25 protein-coding genes are annotated in these 23,689 nt (G+C 37.8%); 24 read left to right on the top strand and 1 reads right to left on the bottom strand.

The window, feature by feature from the left end:
• The first annotated feature begins 8 nt into the window (after window positions 1-8).
• The 5 genes from galK to D0817_RS09460 all read left to right on the top strand — a co-directional run bounded on the left by galK (window position 9) and on the right by D0817_RS09460 (window position 5,287).
• Window positions 9-1,169, top strand: a complete 1,161-nt coding sequence (galK, locus tag D0817_RS09480) for a galactokinase (protein WP_127338159.1) — start codon at window positions 9-11, stop codon at window positions 1,167-1,169.
• 16 nt (window positions 1,170-1,185) lie between these two features.
• Window positions 1,186-2,238: a UDP-glucose--hexose-1-phosphate uridylyltransferase gene (locus D0817_RS09475; protein WP_127338158.1), complete on the top strand. Its 1,053-nt coding sequence runs from the start codon at window positions 1,186-1,188 to the stop codon at window positions 2,236-2,238.
• Between the two features lie 209 nt (window positions 2,239-2,447).
• Window positions 2,448-4,133, top strand: a complete 1,686-nt coding sequence (locus tag D0817_RS09470; RefSeq protein WP_127338157.1) for a sodium/sugar symporter — start codon at window positions 2,448-2,450, stop codon at window positions 4,131-4,133.
• Between the two features lie 117 nt (window positions 4,134-4,250).
• A complete protein-coding gene (locus D0817_RS09465; RefSeq protein WP_127338156.1) occupies window positions 4,251-4,589 on the top strand; it encodes an L-rhamnose mutarotase in 339 nt (112 codons plus the stop codon).
• Between the two features lie 89 nt (window positions 4,590-4,678).
• Complete coding sequence (locus D0817_RS09460; protein ID WP_127338155.1) at window positions 4,679-5,287, top strand: hypothetical protein; 609 nt, start codon at window positions 4,679-4,681, stop codon at window positions 5,285-5,287.
• Between the two features lie 15 nt (window positions 5,288-5,302).
• Here the strand turns inward: D0817_RS09460 and D0817_RS09455 are convergent, their stop codons facing one another.
• Window positions 5,303-6,565: an NAD(P)/FAD-dependent oxidoreductase gene (locus D0817_RS09455; protein ID WP_127338154.1), complete on the bottom strand. Its 1,263-nt coding sequence runs from the start codon at window positions 6,563-6,565 to the stop codon at window positions 5,303-5,305.
• Between the two features lie 102 nt (window positions 6,566-6,667).
• Between D0817_RS09455 and flxA the strand changes: the two genes are divergently transcribed.
• From flxA to D0817_RS09360, 19 genes are all read left to right on the top strand, one after another.
• On the top strand, window positions 6,668-8,188 hold the full coding sequence (gene flxA / locus D0817_RS09450) for a flexirubin biosynthesis tyrosine ammonia-lyase FlxA (protein WP_127338153.1): 1,521 nt from the start codon (window positions 6,668-6,670) through the stop codon (window positions 8,186-8,188).
• A 38-nt stretch (window positions 8,189-8,226) separates the two neighbouring features.
• Complete coding sequence (locus tag D0817_RS09445) at window positions 8,227-9,438, top strand: WG repeat-containing protein (protein ID WP_127338152.1); 1,212 nt, start codon at window positions 8,227-8,229, stop codon at window positions 9,436-9,438.
• Between the two features lie 180 nt (window positions 9,439-9,618).
• Window positions 9,619-10,350, top strand: a complete 732-nt coding sequence (gene flxB / locus D0817_RS09440) for a flexirubin biosynthesis SDR family reductase FlxB (RefSeq protein ID WP_127338151.1) — start codon at window positions 9,619-9,621, stop codon at window positions 10,348-10,350.
• 147 nt (window positions 10,351-10,497) lie between these two features.
• Window positions 10,498-11,721 (top strand): beta-ketoacyl-[acyl-carrier-protein] synthase family protein, encoded by a 1,224-nt coding sequence (locus tag D0817_RS09435; protein ID WP_127338150.1) that lies wholly within the window; start codon window positions 10,498-10,500, stop codon window positions 11,719-11,721.
• A 3-nt stretch (window positions 11,722-11,724) separates the two neighbouring features.
• On the top strand, window positions 11,725-11,979 hold the full coding sequence (locus D0817_RS09430) for an acyl carrier protein (RefSeq protein ID WP_127338291.1): 255 nt from the start codon (window positions 11,725-11,727) through the stop codon (window positions 11,977-11,979).
• A complete protein-coding gene (locus tag D0817_RS09425) occupies window positions 11,979-12,860 on the top strand; it encodes a lysophospholipid acyltransferase family protein (RefSeq protein ID WP_127338149.1) in 882 nt (293 codons plus the stop codon). The genes D0817_RS09430 and D0817_RS09425 overlap by 1 nt, the downstream gene beginning before the upstream one ends.
• Before the next feature lie 71 nt (window positions 12,861-12,931).
• Window positions 12,932-14,581 (top strand): phytoene desaturase family protein, encoded by a 1,650-nt coding sequence (locus tag D0817_RS09420; protein ID WP_127338148.1) that lies wholly within the window; start codon window positions 12,932-12,934, stop codon window positions 14,579-14,581.
• A gap of 33 nt (window positions 14,582-14,614) precedes the next feature.
• Window positions 14,615-15,517, top strand: a complete 903-nt coding sequence (locus tag D0817_RS09415) for a dialkylrecorsinol condensing enzyme DarA (RefSeq protein ID WP_127338147.1) — start codon at window positions 14,615-14,617, stop codon at window positions 15,515-15,517.
• A 14-nt stretch (window positions 15,518-15,531) separates the two neighbouring features.
• A complete protein-coding gene (gene darB, locus D0817_RS09410) occupies window positions 15,532-16,665 on the top strand; it encodes a dialkylresorcinol biosynthesis protein DarB (protein ID WP_127338146.1) in 1,134 nt (377 codons plus the stop codon).
• Window positions 16,665-17,096 carry a hotdog family protein gene (locus D0817_RS09405; protein ID WP_127338145.1) on the top strand — a complete coding sequence of 144 codons (432 nt, stop codon included), beginning with the start codon at window positions 16,665-16,667 and terminating at the stop codon, window positions 17,094-17,096. The genes darB and D0817_RS09405 overlap by 1 nt, the downstream gene beginning before the upstream one ends.
• 10 nt (window positions 17,097-17,106) lie before the next feature.
• Window positions 17,107-17,574 carry a hotdog family protein gene (locus D0817_RS09400; protein WP_127338144.1) on the top strand — a complete coding sequence of 156 codons (468 nt, stop codon included), beginning with the start codon at window positions 17,107-17,109 and terminating at the stop codon, window positions 17,572-17,574.
• A gap of 23 nt (window positions 17,575-17,597) precedes the next feature.
• Window positions 17,598-18,002 (top strand): flexirubin biosynthesis protein DarG, encoded by a 405-nt coding sequence (gene DarG, locus D0817_RS09395; RefSeq protein WP_127338143.1) that lies wholly within the window; start codon window positions 17,598-17,600, stop codon window positions 18,000-18,002.
• Entirely contained in the window at window positions 18,002-19,000 is a 999-nt protein-coding gene (gene darH / locus D0817_RS09390) for a BtrH-related acyltransferase DarH (protein WP_127338142.1), read from the top strand. The genes DarG and darH overlap by 1 nt, the downstream gene beginning before the upstream one ends.
• Before the next feature lie 7 nt (window positions 19,001-19,007).
• On the top strand, window positions 19,008-19,760 hold the full coding sequence (locus tag D0817_RS09385) for an ABC transporter ATP-binding protein (protein WP_127338141.1): 753 nt from the start codon (window positions 19,008-19,010) through the stop codon (window positions 19,758-19,760).
• Window positions 19,750-21,033: an ABC transporter permease gene (locus D0817_RS09380; protein WP_167470935.1), complete on the top strand. Its 1,284-nt coding sequence runs from the start codon at window positions 19,750-19,752 to the stop codon at window positions 21,031-21,033. The genes D0817_RS09385 and D0817_RS09380 overlap by 11 nt, the downstream gene beginning before the upstream one ends.
• Window positions 21,008-21,457: an acyl-CoA thioesterase gene (locus D0817_RS09375; protein ID WP_127338140.1), complete on the top strand. Its 450-nt coding sequence runs from the start codon at window positions 21,008-21,010 to the stop codon at window positions 21,455-21,457. Before D0817_RS09380 ends, D0817_RS09375 begins: the two co-directional genes overlap by 26 nt.
• A gap of 105 nt (window positions 21,458-21,562) precedes the next feature.
• Window positions 21,563-22,711 (top strand): beta-ketoacyl-[acyl-carrier-protein] synthase family protein, encoded by a 1,149-nt coding sequence (locus D0817_RS09370; protein WP_127338139.1) that lies wholly within the window; start codon window positions 21,563-21,565, stop codon window positions 22,709-22,711.
• 79 nt (window positions 22,712-22,790) lie between these two features.
• Window positions 22,791-23,405, top strand: a complete 615-nt coding sequence (locus tag D0817_RS09365) for a beta-ketoacyl-[acyl-carrier-protein] synthase family protein (RefSeq protein ID WP_127338138.1) — start codon at window positions 22,791-22,793, stop codon at window positions 23,403-23,405.
• A 2-nt stretch (window positions 23,406-23,407) separates the two neighbouring features.
• Window positions 23,408-23,665, top strand: coding sequence for a phosphopantetheine-binding protein (locus tag D0817_RS09360; RefSeq protein ID WP_127338137.1), 258 nt, complete (start codon window positions 23,408-23,410; stop codon window positions 23,663-23,665).
• The last annotated feature ends 24 nt before the right edge of the window (window positions 23,666-23,689 follow it).

Genomic DNA, 23,689 nt, shown 5'->3' with positions numbered 1-23,689 from the left:
ACAAGATAATGAATGACATTTTAATACAGGATACAACGGCATTTTTTGAGAAATCATTTGGTTCTTCTCCTCAAAAAACTGTGCTTTCTCCCGGAAGAATAAACATTATTGGAGAACATATCGATTATAATGACGGCTATGTGTTACCGGCAGCCATTGACAAAGTAATCTGCTTTGCTTTTGAGAAAAACAACTCTAAAAAATCTAAAATAATCGCCATTGATTTAAATGAAGAATTCGAGGTCGACCTGACGCAGGAAGTTCAATTAAGTGATGTGGTCTGGACGAATTATATTCTTGGTGTAATAAAACAACTCCAAGATAATGGTTTTTCTTTTGAAGGCTTTAATTGTGTTTTCAGCAGTAATATTCCGGTTGGTTCGGGATTGTCTTCTTCTGCGGCTTTAGAATGCGGGATGCTTTTTGGTATTGCAGCACTTTTCGACCTTACGATCGCAAAAAAGGATATTGCCCTGATGGGGCAAAAAGCCGAGCACTGGGTAGGCATTAATTGCGGCATTATGGACCAGTTTTCAAGCGTTCACGGAATTGAAGACAAAGTGATTAAATTAGATTGTAATACGTTAGAATTTGAATATCATGATGCTAATTTCAAGGATTATTCGCTGATCTTAATGGACAGCAATGTAAAACATTCGCTTTTCACTTCTGAATACAATACCAGAAGATTGGAGTGTGAAGAAGGTTTGTTGATTATAAAAAATCATTTTCCGGAAATAAAAAGTTTTAGGGATTGTACGGAAGAACAGCTATTGAGCATCGAGGATAAAATGAATCCGACGGTCTTTAAAAGGGTTCATTATGTTGTAAAAGAAATTAATCGTGTCATAAAAGCTTGTGAGGCCTTAGACAACGGGAATATTGAACTTCTGGGAGCGTTACTTTTTGAGACGCATTACGGCTTATCACAGGAATATGCCGTAAGTTGTGCGGAACTGGATATGCTTGTTGATACGGCAAAAGAAGACGATTCTGTAATTGGTTCCCGGCTGATGGGAGGTGGTTTTGGTGGCTGTACCATAAATTTAATTAAAAAAGGTTGCGAAAATGAGGTTAAACGTAAGTTTTCAAATCTTTATTTAGATACATTTGGGATTGAATTAAAATTTTATGATGTAAAAATCTCAAACGGAACAACACTACTTTAATACCACTAGCAGTACAATGAAAAATTTTGACATTACCGAAGATCCGCACAGACGTTTCAATCCGCTAATCAACGAATGGGTTTTAGTATCACCTCATCGTGCAAAACGTCCATGGCAGGGACAAAACGAAACAATTTCAACCGAAGCTTTGCCTCAATATGACCCCACTTGCTACCTCTGTCCGGGGAATGTTCGTGCCAATGGAGTCAGCAATCCCAAATACGATGGCAGTTTTGTATTTGAGAATGATTTTGCCGCAATGAAGCAGGATGAAATCATGTTTGAAGAAGATATCAAACATACTTTTTTTAAAGCACAACCCGAACGCGGAATCTCGCGGGTGGTTTGTTTTTCACCTAACCATGATCTTACCTTACCGGAAATGACTATTGACGGAATTGAAAATATCATTAAGACCTGGCAAAAAGAATATACTGATTTAGGAAATATCAAATACATCAATCACGTTCAGATTTTCGAAAATAAAGGAAGTGTAATGGGCTGCAGCAACCCGCATCCACACGGGCAAATCTGGGCACAGTCCTCCTTACCGACGCAGGTAGAAAAAACGCAAAAAAACCTAAAGGCTTATTTTGACAAAAATGGCAGGACGATGCTGGCCGATTACTTGCAGGCAGAGCTAAGATCAGGGGAACGCGTTGTAATCGAAAATGATCATTTTGTAGCACTGGTTCCTTTTTGGGCAACCTGGCCTTATGAGACAATGATTATCAGCAAACGAACTTTTGGAAAAATCAACGATTTTACTGCTGATGAAACTACTTCTTTTGCTACAATCCTAAAACAGCTGACTTCTAAGTACGATAACTTGTTCAATACTTCTTTCCCCTATTCATCAGGAATTCACCAGGCTCCGACAGATGGCCTGGAACATGCGGAATGGCATTTTCACATGCATTTTTATCCCCCTTTATTGCGATCTGCAACGGTTAAGAAATTTATGGTTGGATATGAAATGCTGGGAGAATCACAAAGGGATATTACTCCCGAAAAAAGTGCAGAAGCTTTAAGGCAATTGTCAGAGGTGCATTATAAAAGCAAAGCTTAAGTGAACTAAAAATTACATTTAATGAAATAATGCAGTTATAAATGTTAAAAACACATTTGTGTTTGGTGTGGAACTGGATTTTTATCCTATTTTTGACTTTGGCTTCATTTTTCATAAAAAAAAACAGAATAAAAACATATATTTTATTTTAAGACGGATTAAACAATAAACAAACAATCACCTTTACTAATTTTAAACTATTACTAACAATGAACCAGAACCTCGCTTTCGCAGATTATGCGGTTTTTATTATTTATTTCATCGTAGTTTCGGTCTACGGTTATACTGTTTACCGTAAACGTAAACAAGACGAACAGGATGCCAAAGCTTACTTTTTGGCTGAAGGGAATTTAACCTGGTGGGCTATTGGAGCTTCTTTAATTGCTTCCAATATTTCTGCTGAGCAATTCATCGGAATGAGTGGGGAAGGTTTCTTTTTAGGAATTGCAGTTGCTGCCTACGAATGGCTGGCTGCTGTTGCTTTAATTATTGTAGCGGTTTGGTTTATTCCGGTCTATCTTAAGAATAAGATTTACACAATGCCTCAGTTCTTAAAAACGCGTTACAACGAATCGACCGCCTTAATTATGGCCGTTTTCTGGTTGTTTTTATACGTTTTTGTAAACTTAACTTCTATTTTATATTTAGGGGCGGTTGCGATTAACGGACTTGCGGGCGGAGAGTATCTGCATGTAATTATGATTGGATTGGCTGTGTTTGCGCTGTTCATCTCTTTAGGAGGGATGAAGGTTGTAGCGTACACAGACGTTATTCAGGTAGCTGTTTTAATTATTGGTGGTTTGGTAACCTCTTATATTGCATTAACAACGGTTGGACAATATTTTGGTGTTGGCGAAAATGCTATTGCCGGTTTCAAAGTTTTAATGAGAGAAGCTCCGGAGCATTTCAAAATGATTATTCCAAAACCAACAGCAACTTCTTCCCAGCTTGATATTGATAAATATTTGACGTTCCCGGGGCTGATGTCTTACCTTGCCGGTATCTGGATCATCAACTTAAACTATTGGGGATGTAACCAATACATTACACAAAGAGCTTTGGGTGCCGATTTACAAACAGCGCGTACCGGTATTTTATTCGCAGGGATGCTAAAATTATTAATGCCTTTAATCGTAATGTTGCCTGGTATTGCTGCTTATGTTTTATATCAAAACGGACATTTACCACAATTAGTGGGAGGAAAAGACGGTGCTTATTCTGCCGTATTAACATTCTTACCAACAGGTTTAAAAGGACTTTCTGTAGCGGCGCTGACTGCTGCAATTGTAGCTTCTTTGGCCGGAAAAGTAAACAGTATCTCGACAATCTATACTTTAGATATTCATAAAAAATACATCCAGAAACAAGCCGGCGAAAAACAACAGGTAAACATTGGTAGAATTGCCGTTTTTGCTGCCATGCTTTTAGCTGTTTTATTTACGTGGAATGATATTTTAGGAATTGGCGGAGTGGGTGGATTCACCTACATTCAAAAATATACCGGATTTATCAGCCCGGGAGTTTTTGCCATGTTCTTCCTTGGGATGTTCTGGAAAAGAACTACCGGAACTGCAGCGATTGTGGGTGTAATTTTAGGATTTGTATTATCGGTATTATTCAACGAATATGCTCCTATGCTGTTCGGAAACGAAACGTTATTATACACGGCTTATCCTAACGGAAAAGGTGCTTTCGAAATTCCTTTCCACATCTGTATGGGATTATCATTCTTCTTTACGATGCTGGCCATGATCGGAATCAGTTTTGCAGGACCAAAAGTAAATCCTAAAGCGTTTGAAATAGACTCTGAAATGTTTAAAGTGAAACCACAAACTACGGTTTTAATCGTAATTACATTATTGATTATTGTGGCTTTATATGTTAAATTCTGGTAGTATAATTTATTACTATATTTTTTGAAGAATTAAAAGACTGTCTGCAAACGACAGTCTTTTTTTTATAAATTAATCCTTTGACAAAAAAGTAACAATCTAACTTTCTTTCTATACCATATGACTACACAAAAATTCTGTCTCGCCTTAGACCTGAAAGAGGATGCAAATCTGATTGAGGAATACAAAGAACTTCATAAAAACGTCTGGCCGGAAATTATCGATAGTATTAAAGGTTCCGGGATTTCCGTGCTGGATATTTATTGTACGGGAAACCGGTTGTTTATGATTATTGAAGCCAGTGAAGATTTTACGTTTGAAAAGAAAGCTGCATTGGATGCCGAAAACCCAAAAGTACAGGAATGGGAAGCGTTGATGTGGAAATTCCAGCAAGCCCTGCCCTGGGCAAAACCGGGAGAAAAATGGATTCTGACGGAAAAAATATTTGAACTAAAATAATCACTTTTTTCCTGATAAATTAATGGCAGATAAAATAGCTTTTCATAAAAAAAAATCTAAATTTGAACCCTAATATTTTAACCAATTTTATGAAAAAACTAGTAATTGCATTGTTATTTATCTCTGGCGCAGCATTTGCACAGGACATGGAAGTTGTAAAAGGCGATTTTGCTTTTTTGAAAGATCAGAAAGAAATTAATGTGGTGTTTGATTATAGTAATTTTACTATGATGAAAGAAAAAAAATCTGAAGCTCAGTATGTTGAAGAAAGAACGGCAGATTTAAATACAAAGATCAAAGGAAATGGTGATGCCTGGAAAAAAAGATGGAAGTCTTCCCCGGAATTAATCTGGAGTCCTAAATTTCTTGAATTAGCTAATGTCGTTATGACAAAAGAAAAGAAAGATGTAAATTTTCAGGAAAATCTAACGAGTGCCCGTTATAATTTAATTGTACAGACCGTGTGGATTTATCCGGGCTGGGATGCTGGTATTATGAAACAACCGGCAAAAGTAAGCACAAACCTAAAGTTTGTGGAAACTGCCAATAAATCAAATGTTCTGTTGGAAATTACAAGTGAGGAAGCTCCCGGAGATCAATGGGGAAATAATTACAGTAATGAATCCAGAATTGGGGAAGGATATGCTAAAACCGCAAAATCACTTTCGAAAATGATTCTGAAGAAAGCGTACAAATAAAACCATAAAAAAACCCTAGTTTACACTAGGGTTTTCTTTTTCTTCTTTTTGCATATTTAGTAAATAGGCCATATTTGCGATCACGTGATCATGTTTTTTTACAAACGGATTTTCTTCATTCCATACATACCCTGCCAGAACCGAGCAGATTTTTTCTTTCACATCCGGGTTTTCCGGCTGGTGGAAAAATAACGTCTGAAGGTTTCCGGTGTACCATTCTTTCACGTAAGTGGTAAAAACAGCAATGCCGCGTTTCATGTATCCTGTAAATTCAGTTTCCCAGTCTACTTCAATTCCTTGTGCTTCTTTCAGGTATAATTTTGCTGCGAGCATTCCGGATTCGGTCGCAAAAGCAACTCCTGATGAAAAAACAGGATCTAAGAATTCAGAACTGTTTCCCGTTAAGGCAAAACCATCGCCGTACATTCTTTTTACGGCTCTCGAATAATTCTCCAGCTTCACCGGCTCGAATAAAAACTCGGTTCCTTTGAATCTCTTAATATAATAATCCGATTTCTGAATGGCATTTCGCAAAGCCTCGGCATTGTCTTTATTTTCTGAAAGCGAATTGATAAAATCCGTCGGCCCGACAACACCCAAACTTGTATTTCCATTCGAAAACGGAATCACCCATAACCAGACTTCGGTTTCCAGAATATCAAATGAAATCTGGGTCCCTTCCTCTCCTTCCGGTCTGTTAATGTCTTTTACGTGCGTAAATATCGAAGAATGCGGATCAAGCTTTGACGGCGTATCCAGATCTAAAAGCCTTGGCAAAACACGTCCGTACCCGCTGGAATCGATAATAAAATCGGCGTGAATTTCTTTTAAATTTCCATCCTTATCTTTTACAAGGGTCTTCGATTTTTTTCCTTCAAAAGAAACTTCGAGCACTTCCGATTCAAATTCCAGGTCAATTCCTTTTCTTATGACTTCCTGCGCCATTGTATTGTCAAAATCGGCTCTTGGCACCTGCCAGGTCCAATCCCAGCCTTCACCAAATTTTTTACTGAAATCAAAAACACAAATCTCTTCTCCCCGGATAAAACGGGCACCTAATTTCTTTTCAAAATTCATGGCGTCAAGACTCTCAAAAAGCTCGGCCTCCGCAAAATGGTCCATAACTCTTGGGATGAGGCTTTCGCCGACCACAAGTCTTGGGAATTTTGTTTTTTCCACCACTTTTATCTTAACGTTATTTTTATGAAGATACGATGCCGAAACGCATCCAGAAGGTCCTGCGCCTATGATTAAAACATCTACAAACTCCTTTGTCATATTAGAAATGTTATGATTTATTTAACTTACATTTGCCATCATCAAAATAACTACATTTATTTTGATAAATAAAATTAAATTAGCACAACCAAAAACGATTTAATGAATACAATTAATGAATATTTAAGTTTAGCAGAATTCGAGTCTATTATCTTTGGAAATAACAAAGTTGTTGTTAGCGATATTGTTTTAAACAGAGTAAATGAAAGCTTTAATTTTTTAAAGGAATTTTCAGGAAATAAAGTAATATACGGCGTAAATACGGGCTTTGGACCAATGGCGCAATACCGGATTAAAGAATCTGACCAGATTCAGCTGCAATATAATTTAATCAGAAGCCACTCCTCAGGAACAGGAAAACCTTTGAGCCCTGTCTGTGCCAAAGCAGCCATCCTCGCGCGACTAAATACGCTTTCTTTAGGAAATTCAGGCGTTCACCCGTCAGTAATTCATTTAATGGCCGAGCTGATCAACAGAGATATTACCCCTTTAATTTTCGAACACGGTGGTGTGGGGGCCAGCGGAGACTTAGTACAATTGTCACATCTTGCTTTAGTTTTAATCGGCGAAGGTGAAGTTTTTTATAAAGGAGACCGAAGACCAACTCCGGAAGTTTTTGAAATTGAAGGCTTAAAACCTATTCAGGTAGAAATCAGGGAAGGACTTGCATTAATCAACGGAACTTCGGTTATGACTGGAATTGGAGTGGTAAATGTACATCATGCCAATAAATTATTAGACTGGTCGTTAAAGTGTTCCTGTGCCATAAACGAATTGGTTCAGGCGTATGACGATCACTTTTCTGAAGAACTAAACCAAACCAAACGTCATAAAGGACAACAGGAAGTTGCTGCCAGAATGAGACAAAATCTTTCGGACAGTACTTTGATCCGTAAAAGAGAAGATCACTTATATTCAGGAGAAAATACCGAAGAAATTTTTAAGGAAAAAGTTCAGGAATATTATTCACTGCGTTGCGTACCTCAGATTTTAGGTCCGGTTTTAGAAACCATCAATAATGTGGCTTCGATTCTGGAGGATGAATTTAACTCCGCAAACGACAATCCGATTATCGACGTCAAAAACAGACATGTCTATCACGGAGGTAACTTTCATGGCGATTATATTTCGCTTGAAATGGATAAATTAAAAATCGTTATCACCAAATTAACGATGCTGGCAGAACGTCAGTTGAATTATTTATTAAATTCAAAAATCAACGAAATCCTTCCTCCATTCGTAAATTTGGGAACATTAGGATTTAATTTCGGAATGCAGGGTGTTCAGTTTACTGCTACCTCAACTACTGCCGAAAGCCAGATGTTGTCTAACCCAATGTATGTGCACAGTATTCCAAACAACAATGACAATCAGGATATTGTAAGTATGGGAACAAATGCTGCCGTGATTACCTCAAAAGTAATCGAAAATGCATTTGAAGTACTGGCAATCGAAATGATTACAATCGTTCAGGCCATTGATTATTTAGATCAGAAAGATAAAATTTCATCTGTCACCAAAAAATGGTACGATGATGTTCGAAATATAATTCCAATATTTAAGCAGGATCAGGTGATGTATCCTTTTGTTCAAAACGTAAAAGACTACCTCATAAACAGTTAAACCACATATTTCTATTATTAATCTTGAATCTTAAACCCATGAAAAAAACTTTTCTTTTTTTATTGTTATTATTTATTCAGTTTGTTAATAGCCAGGAATTGGCTTTGGTGAAAAAAAATGGTAAAATTGGATATCTCTCCAAGGATGGAAGCTTTAAAATCGAGCCTCAGTACAAAGCTGCCAAAAGTTTTTCCGAAGGTCTGGCGGCTGTAGAAGACAATGGAAAATGGGGGTTTATTGACACCAAGGGAAGCTGGGTAATTCCTGCAGCTTTTGATGATACCAAAGATTTTAACAGCGGAATTGCAATTGTAAAAAAAGGTAAGGATTGGGTCTATATCAACAAAAAAGGTGAAATTCAAAAAGCACCTGCAACAGAAAAACTATTTGATTTTAATAATGGGCTTGCTTTTATCAGACAAGCAGATAAAGTGGGATTAATCAATTCCGGAATGACCGTTGTTTTAGAACCCAAATACGACCAGATCAAACCTTTTGAAAATGGTTTTGCAAGAGTGGAACTGAATAAAAAATGGGGAATTATAAGTGCTAATGGCAAAGAAGCTGTTGAACCTGCTTATGACGAAATAGGCAATTATTTTAAAAATACAACCTGGGCCCGAAAAGATAAAACGTTTGGAATCGTAAGTGGCGGAAAGTTTATTGCGGTAGAAGGTGCTGAAAAAATCTGGGATTTTGAAACACAGGATTTAACCTATGCGAAAAAGAACGGGAAAATCGGATTCATTGACTTAAAAGGAAACTGGGTAATTCTGCCTATTTATGATAAAGCAAAAGCGTTCTCAAAAAATTTAGCTCCTGTTTGTGTGGGGTCAAAATGGGGATACATCAACCCAAAAGCAGAATTCATTATTCCGCCAACCTATAGTGATGCGGAAGTTTTCAGTTCAAACGGACTGGCTCCTGTAAAAGAAAAAAACTGGGGATTCATCAATGAAAGCGGAAAACTCGTAATTCCTACCCAATATGCTATTACTTCAAACGGATTCGTAATTGCTTTGTTTGTACAACAGGACAAAGGATTTATCGATGGTTTGGCAAGAGTAAAAAACGAAGGAAAATGGGGATTTCTTAAACCCGACGGAACCGTATTAGGCAATCAATGGTTTGAAAACGCTGAGCTATTTTCAAGAGGAACAGAAAAAAACAACACTACTGAAGTGGCTGCCGAGAAGCCAAAAGCGGAAACAAAAGCCGCGACAAAACCGGCAACCAAAAAGAAAAAATAAATTTACCTAAATGACATCGCCACTATAAAATTGTGTAAGCAAAACCAATAAAAAGCGATACCATTTATGACCTATAAAAAATAAATTCTACATAAATGAAATCGCCACTAAAAAATTGCGTAAGCAAAACCAATAAAAAGCGATACCATTTATGACCTATAAAAAATAAATTCTACATAAATGAAATGTGTATTAGTAACAGGTGGTTCCAGAGGAATTGGAAGTGCTGTTTGTAAAAAATTAGCCGTTGAAGCCAATTACCATATTTTGATTAATTATCATTCTAACAAAACTGCTGCAGAAGAAACACTTCAGGAAATACAAAAATTGGGGGCAACCGGAGAAATTTTAGGCTTCGATGTTTCTAATTTTGAAGAAGTACAAAAAGTTTTAACCAAATGGCAGGAGGCAAATCCGGAGGCCATTGTTGAAGCTATCGTAAACAACGCCGGAATTACAAAAGACGGTCTTTTTATGTGGATGACTCCCGACGACTGGAACGGGGTTGTCAATACAAGTTTAAACGGATTTTTTAATGTCACGCAGTTTTTCATCCAGAAAATGCTGCGCAACAAATATGGCCGAATCGTCAATATGGTTTCTGTTTCCGGAGTAAAAGGAACAGCAGGACAAACCAATTATTCGGCTGCAAAAGGAGCAATTGTTGCAGCTACCAAAGCTTTGGCCCAGGAAGTTGCCAAAAGGAACATTACAGTAAATGCAGTAGCACCCGGTTTTATCAGAACAGATATGACCAGTGCCTTAGATGAAAAAGAATTATTAAAACTAATTCCGGTCAATCGTTTTGGAGAAGCCGAAGAAGTTGCCGATTTGGTAAGCTTTTTGATTTCAAAGAAAGCAAGTTACATTACAGGAGAAATTATCAATATAAACGGAGGAATATATTCATAACAATACCTATGTTTGCGAGGTTGTTTTTAAGTTTTTTTCTCTAACGCTGAAAATTGCAAAAACAGGACTAGATTTAAAAAACAGAGACTTCGTTTATATGTGTTCAATAAAATTACAGTAACGGATAAAAAATTACTTTGAAAGACGATGAATAAGAGAGTAGTAATTACTGGGATGGGAATTTATTCCTGTATCGGAACTTCTTTAGATGAAGTAAAGGAGTCCTTATACAACGGAAAATCCGGCATTCAGTTTGACGCTGAAAGAAAGGAATTTGGTTTTCAGTCTGCCTTAACGGGCATGGTTCCTAAAACGGACCTGAAAAATTTACTGTCACGCAGACAACGCATGAGCATCGGTGAAGAAACCGAATATGCCTATATGGCAACTATCGAGGCCCTGAAAAATGCTAATATCGACGATGCCTTTTTTGACACCCGAGAAGTAGGTATCATGTACGGAAATGACAGCGTTTCTAAAGCTATTATTGATGCTACAGACATTGTTCGAGAGAAAAAAGACACGGCCCTCATTGGTTCCGGAGCTATTTTTAAATCGATGAATTCTACGGTAACCATGAATTTGTCCACGATCTTCAAGCTTAGGGGAATCAATCTTACGATAAGTGCCGCCTGTGCAAGTGGTTCACACTCCATTGGACTGGCCTATTTTTTAATCAAAAGCGGTTTTCAGGATATTATTATTTGCGGTGGCGCACAGGAAATCAACAAATATGCCATGAGTAGTTTTGATGGTTTAGGCGTTTTTTCAAACAGGGAAAATGAGCCGGAAAAAGCCTCAAGACCTTTTGATGCAGACCGCGACGGGTTAATTCCGAGTGGTGGCGGTGCCACGTTAATCCTCGAGAGTTACGAATCAGCAATCGCACGAGGCGCTACTATTATTGCAGAAGTGGCGGGTTATGGATTTTCTTCCAACGGAGGTCATATTTCGACTCCAAATGTAGAAGGGCCGGCGACTGCTATGCAAAGAGCCCTTGACGACGCAAAATTAAAAGCATCAGATATTGACTACATAAATGCGCATGCCACTTCAACTCCGGTTGGTGATGGTAACGAAGCCAAAGCCATCTTTGAAGTTTTTGGTGAGAAAAATCCTTACGTAAGTTCTACCAAATCAATGACAGGTCACGAATGCTGGATGGCCGGGGCGAGTGAGGTAATCTACTCTATTATAATGATGCAGCACGATTTTATTGCGCCAAACATCAATTTGGAAAATCCCGATGAAGATGCTTCAAAATTAAATTTAGTTAAAACTACGTTAAACAAAAAATTTGACATATTTTTGTCCAATTCCTTCGGGTTTGGAGGAACCAACTCGGCGTTGGTAGTTAAAAAGTTTAATTGAGTGATGAATAAAGAAGAAATAATAGAAAGAATTAATAGTTTTTTGGTTGAGGAATTTGAGGTTGACGGAGACGAAATTGAACCAAACGCTAATTTAAAAGACACATTAGGTTTAGATAGTTTAGATTATGTAGACTTAGTTGTTTCTATTGAATCTAACTTTGGAGTAAAACTGGTAGAAGTGGATTTTGTTGGAATTGCTTCTTTTCAGAATTTTTATGACCTGATTGAAACGAAACTAAAAGCCAAAGCTGTTTAATGAGCAAATGGGATGGTAAATCAAAAGGTACCGTTTTAGGCTATAGGATATTTGTTTTTTTAATACAGAAAATGGGTATTCGGTCTGCTTACGGCCTTTTATACTTTGTCGCATCTTATTATTTCCTTTTCCTGAAAAAAAGCAACAGTGCTATTTTCTACTATTTTAATCAAAGATTAGAATTTTCCCGTTTTAAATCCCGAAAAATGGTTTTCAGAAGTTATTATACTTTTGGACAAACCATCATTGATAAAATCTCCATTTCGGCAGGAATGCGAAATAAATTCACCTATGAATTTGACGGAATCGAGGTTTTAAAAAATCTTTTGGCAGCAAAAAAAGGCGGCGTACTGATCAGTGCACACGTTGGGAATTTTGAAATCGCCGAGCATTTTTTAGGCGACATTAATCTTGATTTCAGTATTAATCTTGTCACTACGGATTTAGAGCATTCTGCCATTAAAAATTATCTGGAAAGTCTTGCCCAGAAACCTTCCGTAAAATTTATCATCATCAAAGACGATCTGTCTCATATTTTTGAGATCAATGCCGCTCTTGCAAACAACGAGCTGGTTTGTTTTACAGGCGATCGCTATTTTGAAGGAACGAAATCCCTTTCCGAAGAAATGCTGGGCCAGGAAGCCCATTTTCCTGCCGGTCCCTTTTTGATCGCTTCCCGTTTAAAAGTCCCTGTTGTTTTCGTTTATGTTATGAAAGAGCACAATTTGCATTACCATTTATATGCAAGGGAAGCTACTGTAAAACATCGCGACGAAAAGGGTTTATTGAAAGAATATGTCCAAAGTGTTGAAACCATTCTGCAGAAATACCCTTTGCAATGGTTCAATTATTTTGATTTTTGGAATCAGCTGAAAAAATAAAGATAAAATAAACCATCCCACTGCTTTTGATAGGCATTCTTTTATACTTTTAGGAAATCTTAAAACAAGGCATGAAAGAATACGACACGATTATCATTGGTTCAGGAGTTGGAGGTTTAGCAACAGGTATTTGTCTCGCAAGAGCCGGACAAAAAATTTTAATTCTGGAGCAGCATTATGTTCCCGGAGGCTGGAGCCACAGTTTTACCCTAAACGGACAGCGTTTTAGTCCTGGCGTACATTATGTCGGACTTCTTGAAGAAGGTTCTTCTACCAATGAACTGTATCGCGGTTTGGGAATTGCCAATGATCTGGTTTTTTTCCGAATGAATAAAAAGGCCTACGAACATTGCCTAATTGGCGATCAGTCTTTCGACCTTCCGGCCGGAATCGATAACCTTAAAAAAACACTTTCTGACCATTTTCCTGCTGAAGAAAAAAACATCCATGAATATCTTTCGTTAGTCAAAAAAGTAAGTTACGAGCTTCAGTTAATTCCAAAATTAAAAGGCTGGTGGCAAAAAATAACGGTGCCTTTCCGAACCAAACATTTTGGAAAATTTGCTTTGTTCCCCTTAAAAAAAGTAGTGGCATGGCATGTTAAGGATCCGATGCTGAAAGCCGTTCTTAACGTTCAGTGTGGCGATCACGGGCTTCCGCCTAACAAAGCCTGCTTCCCGGTACATTGTTCGGTAATGAGCCATTATTTTGATGGTGGTTATTATCCAATGGGTGGCGGCGGCGGTATCGTAAAAGCGATGACCAACGGCATAAAAAGACATGGAGGCGAAGTTCGCGTACAGCAAAACGTGCATAAAATTATTATCGAAAATAAAAAAGCCATTGGCATCGAATTTGAAAATGGCGAAAAAATATTAGCCAAAAATATTGTTTCGAATGCCGATCCATCGATTACGTATTTAAACCTGATCGGAAAAGAACACCTGAGCAGCTCCCTGATTAAGAAACTTCAAAAAACAAAATACTCGGTTACTTCATTGATTCTATTTCTGACATTAGACATCGATGTTACCCAGTTTAAAATTGATTCCGGAAACATCTGGATGATGAAAGATGAAAATGACGATGACAATTTTGAAGATTTAATGAACAATGATATTGCAGAAGGCGATTTGTTTCCTGCCGTTTTTATAAGCTGTACCACACTTAAGGATCCGGCAAGCTTTAATGGAAGATACCATAATTTCGAAATTGTTACTTATGTCAATTATGAACATTTGGATGATTTTAACGGCCTGGAAGATTACCATAATGACGCGTATAAAATCTTCAAGGAAAAAGTGACCAATAAACTGATGAACAATGTCGAGAAAATAATCCCAAATGCCAAACAGCATATTATTCAGGCTGAATTGGGAACGCCAAAGACCAATGAATTTTATATTAATTCGACGAAAGGGAATGTATACGGAACCGAAAAAACACTTAATCAGGTGGGACCTTTTGCTTATAAAAACAAAACCGAGATCGACAATTTATTTCTTTGCGGAGCCTGTACGCTTTCACACGGTGTAACCGGAGCCACCTATTCCGGTATTGCCGCAGCAGCATTAATTTTAGACTGTACTTCTGATGATTTGTTAATTGAAGATCCTGATCAGAAAATACGAATTTATGATGCTGAAGATGCTTCCACATGGCCGGAATGGGTGCATACCAAACGGTCGGACAAAATCAGGAAATTCATTCCGAAAAATTAACTACTTTTGCGATAACCAAAGCCAAAAACAGAAATGAAAAATGTTCTTGTCATTTATTATTCCCAATCGGGACAGCTGGAATCGATTGCGCAAAATATTGCAAAACCATTCCTGAACTCAGAAGAGATCAAAGTAACTTTTCATGAAATACAATTAGAGAAACCATTTCCTTTTCCATGGGATAAAACTTCTTTTTTTGATGCTTTCCCCGAAACTTTTCTTCAGATACCAACGGAATTAAAACCCGTTCCGGAAGAAATTTTAAATACAAAATATGATTTAATACTGTTTCATTATCAGGTGTGGTACCTGTCACCTTCTATTCCCATCAATTCATTTCTGAAAAGTGAGTCAGGCAAAAAAATACTGAATAATACTCCTGTCATCACCATCAGCGGTTCCAGGAATATGTGGATTATGGCGCAGGAAAAAGTTAAGATTTTGCTACGCGAAGCTAACGCAAAATTAGTTGGAAACGTAGCCCTGGTAGACCGTGTTGGAAATCTGATAAGCGTGATTACCATTGTAGAATGGATGTTCTCCGGAGTCAAGAAAAAATATTTGGGCATTTTTCCGTTACCGGGAGTTTCAGATAAAGATATTCAGGAATCCGATAAGTTTGGGGAAGTGATACTTTCTCATTTTAATCAGCATACACCAGAAGAATTACAGCCGGAATTAGTTGCCATTGGAGGAGTAAAAATTAGCCCGTATCTTGTAACCGTAGATAAAACGGCGAACAAAATTTTCAATAAATGGTCAAACCTGATTTATAAAAATCAAAAAAACAGAAAAAAGCTGCTTAAACTATTTTATGTTTATTTATTCCTCGCGATATGGTTAATCTCACCAATAGTATATATATTGCACCTTATTACCTATCCCCTTAAGTTAAAAAAAATAAAAAAAGAAACTCAATATTATCAGGGAGTTTAGTAGACGATTAGATTATGTTTGAAGTATATATTACCAAAGCTGCAAAATATTTGCCAAATGAAGCTGTTTCTAATGAAGAAATGGAAGATTATTTAGGACTGATCAATGATGCCGCTTCTAAAGCAAGACGCATTATTTTACGCAATAATAAAATTACAAGTCGTTATTACGCCATAGATAAAACGGGAAAAAGCACACACAACAATGCCGAATTAACCCGAAATGCTGTTGTGCAGTTGTTTGATGAAAACTTTACGGCACAAGACCTTGAAGTACTTTCCTGCGGAACCTCAACACCTGATGTTTTCCTGCCTTCGCATGCTGCGATGGTTCATGGATTACTAAAAAATAAATCAGTAGAATTAAATTCATCCACCGGTGTTTGCTGTGCCGGAATGAATTCCTTAAAATTTGGTTTCCTTTCCGTAAGATCAGGAAATTCCAAAAATGCAATCTGCACAGGGTCTGAAAGAGTTTCGACCTGGCTGAATGCCCAAATGTACAATCACGAAGCCGCTAATCTGAAAAGCCTGGAAGAGCAGCCTATCATTGCGTTCAAAAAAGATTTTTTACGCTGGATGTTATCTGACGGAGCCGGAGCTTTTTTACTGGAAAACGAACCAAAAGGGCCAATTTCCCTAAAAATCGAATGGATGGAAGCTTTTTCGTATGCGTACGAACTGGAAACCTGCATGTATGCCGGAGGGGATAAATTAGAGAATGGCGAAATCAAAGCATGGAGCGATTATGCCCCGGAGGAATGGCTGAAGGAATCTGTTTTTGCCATCAAACAGGATGTGAAATTACTGGACGAATTTATTCTTTCCAAAGGTGCCGAAAGCATGCGAGATGCTATGGGTAAAAACAATATTACAGCCGATCAGGTAGATTATTTTATTCCTCACGTTTCGTCTAACTTTTTTGTGGAAGGATTAAAAAAAGGACTGACGGAGAAAGGAATCGGAATGACCGATGATAAATGGTTCATGAATCTTTCGAGAGTTGGAAATGTAGGTTCTGCCTCTATTTATTTAGCTTTGGAAGAATTAATGAATTCCGGCAATTTGAAAAAAGGAGATCGTATCCTTTTATCAGTTCCCGAAAGCGGAAGATTTTCTTTCGCCTATGCGTATTTAACCGTTTGCTAATGGAAACCACTTTAGTGTTAGAAAAAGAAGCTGTCGAGAATTTACTGCCACAAAAGTTTCCTTTTGTAATGGTAGATAAAATGTATTCGTTTACCGAAAACTCGCTGGTTTCCGGACTGAAGATTAAAGACGATAATATATTTTATGACGATAATTTTTTCCTGGAAGCAGGCTTAATTGAGCACATGGCCCAGTCGGTAGCTTTACATACCGGGTATGAGTTTTTTTTAAAAAATGAAAAAGCCCCAACAGGTTATATCGGTTCCATAAAAGAAATTGAAATTAAGAAGCTGCCTAAAATAAACGATACGATACAGTCTACGGTAACCATTATACAGGAATTTGCCGGAATCACTTTGGTCGATATCGTAACGACTTTGAACAATGAAGAAATCGCTAACGGACAAATGAAAACCGTTTTAGCTAAATAATAATACTTGTATGAGAACCGCTGTTGACATCCAGAATTATTTACCGCACCGGCCACCTTTGCTCATGGTCGACTTAATTCTGAATGTAGATGCCAGTTTTGTAGAAACCGTGTTTTTGATACGAGAAGACAATATTTTTGTCAGCAACGGTGTTTTTATCGAAGCCGGTCTCATAGAAAATACCGCACAAACCTGTTCTGCCATTGTCGGAAAAAAATATTTTTTTGACGAGAATGGTTCAGAAAATGAAAACATAAACGTAATTGGTTTTATCAGTGCCATAAAAAACCTGAAAATACACCAACTGCCAAAAGCTTACGATACCATTATTACGCGGGCAAACCTGGTTTCAAAATTTGAAGGCGACGATTATACCTTATGCACCATGAGCTGCGAAAGCTTACTGGGAGATAAAAAACTTTTAGAATGCGAAATTAATTTGTTCATTCAAAAAACAATTTCGACTGTAGTATCCTAATTTCAATCGAAAACTAAACGGTCATGGAAAAAGAAAAAGTACCACAAGACACAAGCAACTTAACCAAAAACAATGTCAAAGAGCTTTTGTATGCCACCGATGAAAACGGTGATTACACCACAACTTTAAGTACCGGTTGGGAACCCAAAACAATCGCACTTTCAAATTCCATAGATGATATTAATGAAAGGATTGCCGAAGCAAAAAGACAGGTGGAAACCGGCGAAGCAAGTCCGATTTGTTATTATATGGAACGCAACAAAATGGATTTGACCATTTTGGCAAGTTATGTTGGAATGTGGAAATGGCGCGTAAAAAGACATTTTAAGCCAGCCGTTTTTGCCAAATTAAACGATACCATTTTACAGAAATATGCCGACGCTTTTGAAATTTCAGTAGCTGAACTAAAAAATATTAAAAAAGACTAATGCAGACTAATTTCACACATCATCAATCTGCCCATTGCGAGAATGGAGTAGCTTCGAATTTGTTAAAAAACAGCGGACTGAACATCAGTGAACCGATGGTTTTTGGGATTGGTTCCGGGCTTTTTTTCGTGTACCTGCCTTTTATAAAAGTAAATCACGCCCCGGCAATTAGTTACAGAACGCTGCCCGGTCAGATTTTTAATAAAGTGGCAAGCCGTTTAAACCTTAAAATAAAAAGACAAAAATTCTCTTCTGCAGCAAAAGCAAATGCAGCATTAGATGCGAATTTAAAAAACAATATCCCAACAGGATTACAAGTTGGCGTGTATCACCTGAGTTATTTTCCGGATGAGTACCGCTTTCATTTTAACGCTCACAATCTGGTCGTTTACGGCAAAACCGATACCGATTATTTAGTAAGCGATCCTGTAATGGAAACGGTGACTACTTTAACACATGACGAATTAGACAAGGTACGTTTTGCCAAAGGTGCTTTTGCGCCACGCGGACAAATGTACTATCCGATTCAGGTTCCAAAAGATGTCGATTTAAAAAGTGCTATCATCAAAGGAATCAAAAATACCTGTCGCGATATGCTGGCTCCAATGCCAATTGTGGGGGTACGCGGAATTAAATTTGTTTCCAGACAAATCAGGAAATGGCCTGTAAAACACGGCACCAAAAAAGCCAATCATTACCTGGCGCAAATGGTTCGCATGCAGGAAGAAATAGGTACCGGAGGCGGTGGTTTCCGTTTTATTTATGCTGCTTTTTTACAGGAAGCTTCAGTAATTCTGAACAATGAAGAATTGAAAGTGCTTTCAAAGGAAATGACCCAAATTGGCGATTCATGGCGTGATTTTGCCGTGGAAGCTTCCCGTATTTATAAAAATAGAAGTGCCAAGGAAGATGCCTACAATACTATTGCCGATGAACTTCTGGACATTGCCAACAGAGAAGAAATCTTTTTCAAAAAACTAAAAAAAGCCATTAGCTAAACATATTTTGCAGCCCATTATAAAAATAGAATCCCTCTCGAAAAAGTACAAAGATGCAGATCTGTATTCTTTGAACGACTTTTCGTTGAACATATACGAAGGCCAGATTTTCGGATTATTAGGTCCGAACGGTGCCGGAAAAACAACTTTGATTTCCATGCTTTGCGGATTGGTAAAACCTACCTCAGGGTATTTTTCCATAAATGATCTGAACTACACAGACCATTCTTCAAAAATTAAAAAAATTATTGGTGTTGTACCACAGGAATATGCTTTATATCCAACCTTAACCGCCAGGGAAAACCTGCACTATTTTGGAAGCATGTACGGCCTGAAAGGTTCGTATCTGAAAGATAAAGTAGTCGAAACGTTAGATCTTCTGGGGCTTTTGAAATTCGCAGACAAACGCATCGAAACTTTTTCGGGCGGAATGAAACGAAGAGTCAACCTGATTGCCGGAATCCTGCACAATCCGAAAGTTTTGTTTCTCGATGAACCAACGGTAGGTGTTGACGTTCACTCCAAAAATGCGATTATAGATTATTTGAAATTATTAAACGAACAAGGAACTACTATTATATATACTTCACACCATCTGGCCGAAGCCGAAGATTTCTGTACCAACATCGCCATTCTCGACCAGGGCAGCATTTATGCGCAAGGCACTCCTTCGGGTTTGATTGCTTCTACTGCTGAAGCCGGAAATCTCGAAGACGTTTTTATTTCACTAACCGGTAAAAACTTAAGAGATGGTATATAAAATCTGGATGTCGGTTGTAAAAGAATTTTTACTGCTTAAACGCGATTTAGGCGGTTTGATTATTTTGTTTATCATGCCGCTGGTGCTTGTCATCACGGTAACTCTAATACAGGACAGTACATTCAAAACCATTAGCGATACCAAAATTCCGATTTTACTCGTTGACAATGATAAAGGTTCGGTCTCTAAAACTGTTTTTGATAATCTCGAAAAAAGCAATTTGTTTAGCGTGGTCACTCAGATTGACAATAAAGCCATTACGGAAGAAGTTGCCAAAGAAGCCGTTTACAAAGGAAAATTTCAATTGGCGATTGTAATTCCGAAAAATCTGAGTGTTGATTTACAGGCCAAAATTGATCAGAACGTAGCCAAAATTGTCAGCAGTATGGGGTTAACCGACAGCACGGCAACGGCAGCACCTTCTGAAATAATCAAAGAAAAAGAAGTGAAATTGTATTTTGATCCGGCGGTTCAGATGAGTTTCAAAAATGCGGTCATGAATGCTATTGATAAAATGATTTCGCAAATCGAAACCAAATCCATTTATACCACTTTTCAGAATCAGTTAGGAGAAGGTACCGCTTCATTCGAACAAAAGAGCTTTATTACGTTCAAAGAAATCATCCCGAGAATAAACAACAAAGAAATTCGTCCGAATTCCGTGCAGCATAACGTTCCGGCCTGGACGCTTTTTGCTATATTTTTTATTGTAATTCCGTTGTCTATCAATATCGTAAAAGAAAAATCACAAGGTACCTTCGTACGATTGTTAACCAATCCGGTTTCTAACCTGATTGTCATCATCGGAAAAACCATTACGTATTCTGCAATCTGTATGATTCAGTTTTATATGATGGTTGCGGTTGCAATTTTTCTGTTTCCGCATATTGGCCTGCCTCCTTTAAATATCGAAGGACATTTGTTTTTAATGAGTGTCGTGGCGTTGTTTTCCGGATTTGCCGCAATCGGATTCGGAATTTTATTGGGAACTGTTGCCAGCACGCAAGAACAATCTGCGCCGTTTGGTGCCACGAGTGTGCTCATTTTGGCGGCCGTTGGCGGTGTCTGGGTGCCTGTTTTTGCTATGCCAAAAATTATGCAGATCATAGCCAAATCGTCTCCAATGAACTGGGGACTGGAAGCATTTTACGATGTGCTGTTGCGCAACGTTAGTTTATTAGAAATTATTCCGAAAATAAGTTTATTGTTTTTATTTTTTATCATCACCACCTCCATCGCATTATTTTATGACAAAAAGAAAAGAACAGTTTAACGAAGCCACTGACCTGACGGTAACACACGAAATCAGAATTCGTTTTAACGAAACTGATCCGCTTGGCATTGTCTGGCATGGAAATTACATTACCTATTTTGAGGATGGACGGGAAGCGTTTGGCCGACAACACGGACTTACCTACCTGGATATTGGCAATACGGGTTACACGACCCCGATTGTAAAATCAAAATGTGAACATAAATTATCACTCCGTTACGGCGATGTGGTCACGATAGAAACCACAGTAGTAGATACGCCTGCGGCCAAAATGATTTACCGTTTTAAAATAATAGATGCAAAAGGCGAAGTAGCCTGTACCGGCGAAACCGTGCAGGTCTTTTTAGACGGTGAAGGAAATTTAATGCTGACCAATCCTCCTTTCTACGAAGAGTGGAAAAGAAAAGTAGGCTTATTAAAGTAAAACACGAATTTCACGAATTAGCACAAATTAAAAAAATAAAATAATCGGTGTAAATCCGCTTAATCTGCAAAATCCGTGTGCAGTTTTGCATTACAAAAATTAGAAATGAAAGAAGTATTTATCACCGAAACCAATTGTATAACGCCTTTAGGATTTGATGTCAAATCGAATACCGAAGCGATTCTTCGTGGTGATTCCGGTATTCAGCTGCATGAAGATCTTTCTTTGATGCCGATGCCGTTTTATGCTTCCGTTATCAATACTGAAAAACTAAACCGTGCTTTCGAGAAAATCAGTACTGACAAAAAATATTCCCGTCTGGAGAAAATGATGATTCTGGCTTTAGAACCGATCATCAAAAATTCAGGAATTGAATTAAATTCGAAAACAGCCTTTATACTTTCGACTACAAAAGGAAATGTTACGGCATTAAAAGAGGATTCAGAAGAAAGTTTCAATAATGCCCATTTAGATGTACTGGCAAAAAATGTTTCGGATTTCTTCGGATTTCAGACGCAGCCCATTGTGGTTTCGAATGCCTGTGTTTCCGGAATTTTAGCCGTCTCCGTAGCCAAAAGATTAATTCAGTCGGAGTTGTATGACAACGCTTTTGTCATTGCCGGCGATGAAGTTTCGGAGTTTGTTTTATCCGGATTTAATGCGTTCCAGGCCATGAGTGATTTGCCTTGCAAACCGTATTCTAAAAACAGAACCGGTGTAAGTTTAGGCGAAGCAACGGCTGCAGTTTTAGTTTCAGCAGCTGCCACAAATGCAAAAGTAAAAGTGATTGGAGACAGTTCGATAAATGATGCCAATCATATTTCAGGACCGTCAAGAACGGGTGAAGGTTTGTACCGAAGTATTCAGAATGCGTTGAAAGAAGCGCAGATTGAAGTGGATAAAATCGATTATATCTCAGCACACGGAACCGCCACTCCATTCAACGACGAAATGGAAGCCATTGCCCTAAATCGTTTGGGTTTGCAAAACGTTCCTATAAACAGTCTGAAAGGATTTTATGGTCATACCTTAGGTGCTTCGGGATTGTTGGAAACCGTAATTTCAATTGAATCTGCCAATCAGAATCTGCTTTTTGAATCGAAAGGATTTGATGAAATTGGGGTTAGTGAAACTATAAATGTTATTGACAAGAATGAAGAAAGAAATATTGATTATTTCCTGAAAACAGCTTCGGGATTTGGGGGTTGTAATACGGCTGTGGTTTTTGAAAAAGTGAAACACGAATTGCACTAATTTTCACAGATTATAGTAGTGTAATTTAAAACCATAATCAATCCCTTTAAATTTGTGGAATTAGTGTTAAATTAAAACAATGACTCAAAAAACCAACATACAATCCTATATCACCATCCAAAACAACGAAATTGTTTTGAACGGAACTTCGGTATTCAAAATCGAACCCACCGATTTTGCGGATTTCTCGAAACAAGCCTATCGTAATTTTGACGTGCAATACCCGAAGTTTTTCAAAATGGATGCTTTGAGCAAACTGGCTTTTCTTGGAGCTGAATTGCTTTTGAGTCCCATAACTTCGGGGGAACAGGAAAATAATATTGCTTTGGTTCTGGCCAATAAATCCTCGAGTTTAGATACCGATGTAAAATATCAGGAATCTATTTCCGACCAGGAAAACTACTTTCCGAGTCCGGCAGTTTTCGTTTATACGCTGCCAAATATTTGTCTGGGCGAAATAAGTATCCGCCATCAGCTGAAAAGTGAAAATTCTTTCTTTATATTTGATGCCTTTAACACTGAATTTATGTCTAATTATTCTAATATTCTTCTGAATTCGAATAAGGCAGACGTGGTTCTTTGCGGTTGGGTAGAATTTTTTAATGACGATTACAAAGCGTTTCTTTGCACCATCAGTAAAGAAGAAAGCACTAAATATACAAACGAAACTATCAATACATTATACAATCAATAATCATGGAAGCATTAAAACTGGAATTAAAAAATAAAATCATTACAACGTTAAACCTTGAAGATATCGCTGTGGAAGATATTGCAGATACTGACGCTTTATTTGGAGATGGTTTAGGTTTGGACTCGATTGATGCCCTTGAATTAATCGTGATTTTAGATAAAGACTACGGAATTAAACTGGTAGACCCGAAAGAAGGCAAAACCATTTTCCAATCGATCGAATCTATGGCGGCTTACATCAGCGCTAACAGAACAAAATAAGACTCAATTAGACTTGCTTAGATT

The sequence above is a fragment of the Flavobacterium cupreum genome (assembly GCF_003996965.1).
Classification (GTDB): domain Bacteria; phylum Bacteroidota; class Bacteroidia; order Flavobacteriales; family Flavobacteriaceae; genus Flavobacterium; species Flavobacterium cupreum.
The sequence above is the reverse complement of the archived record's forward strand: the minus strand, read 5'-3'. Positions and strand labels throughout refer to the sequence as shown.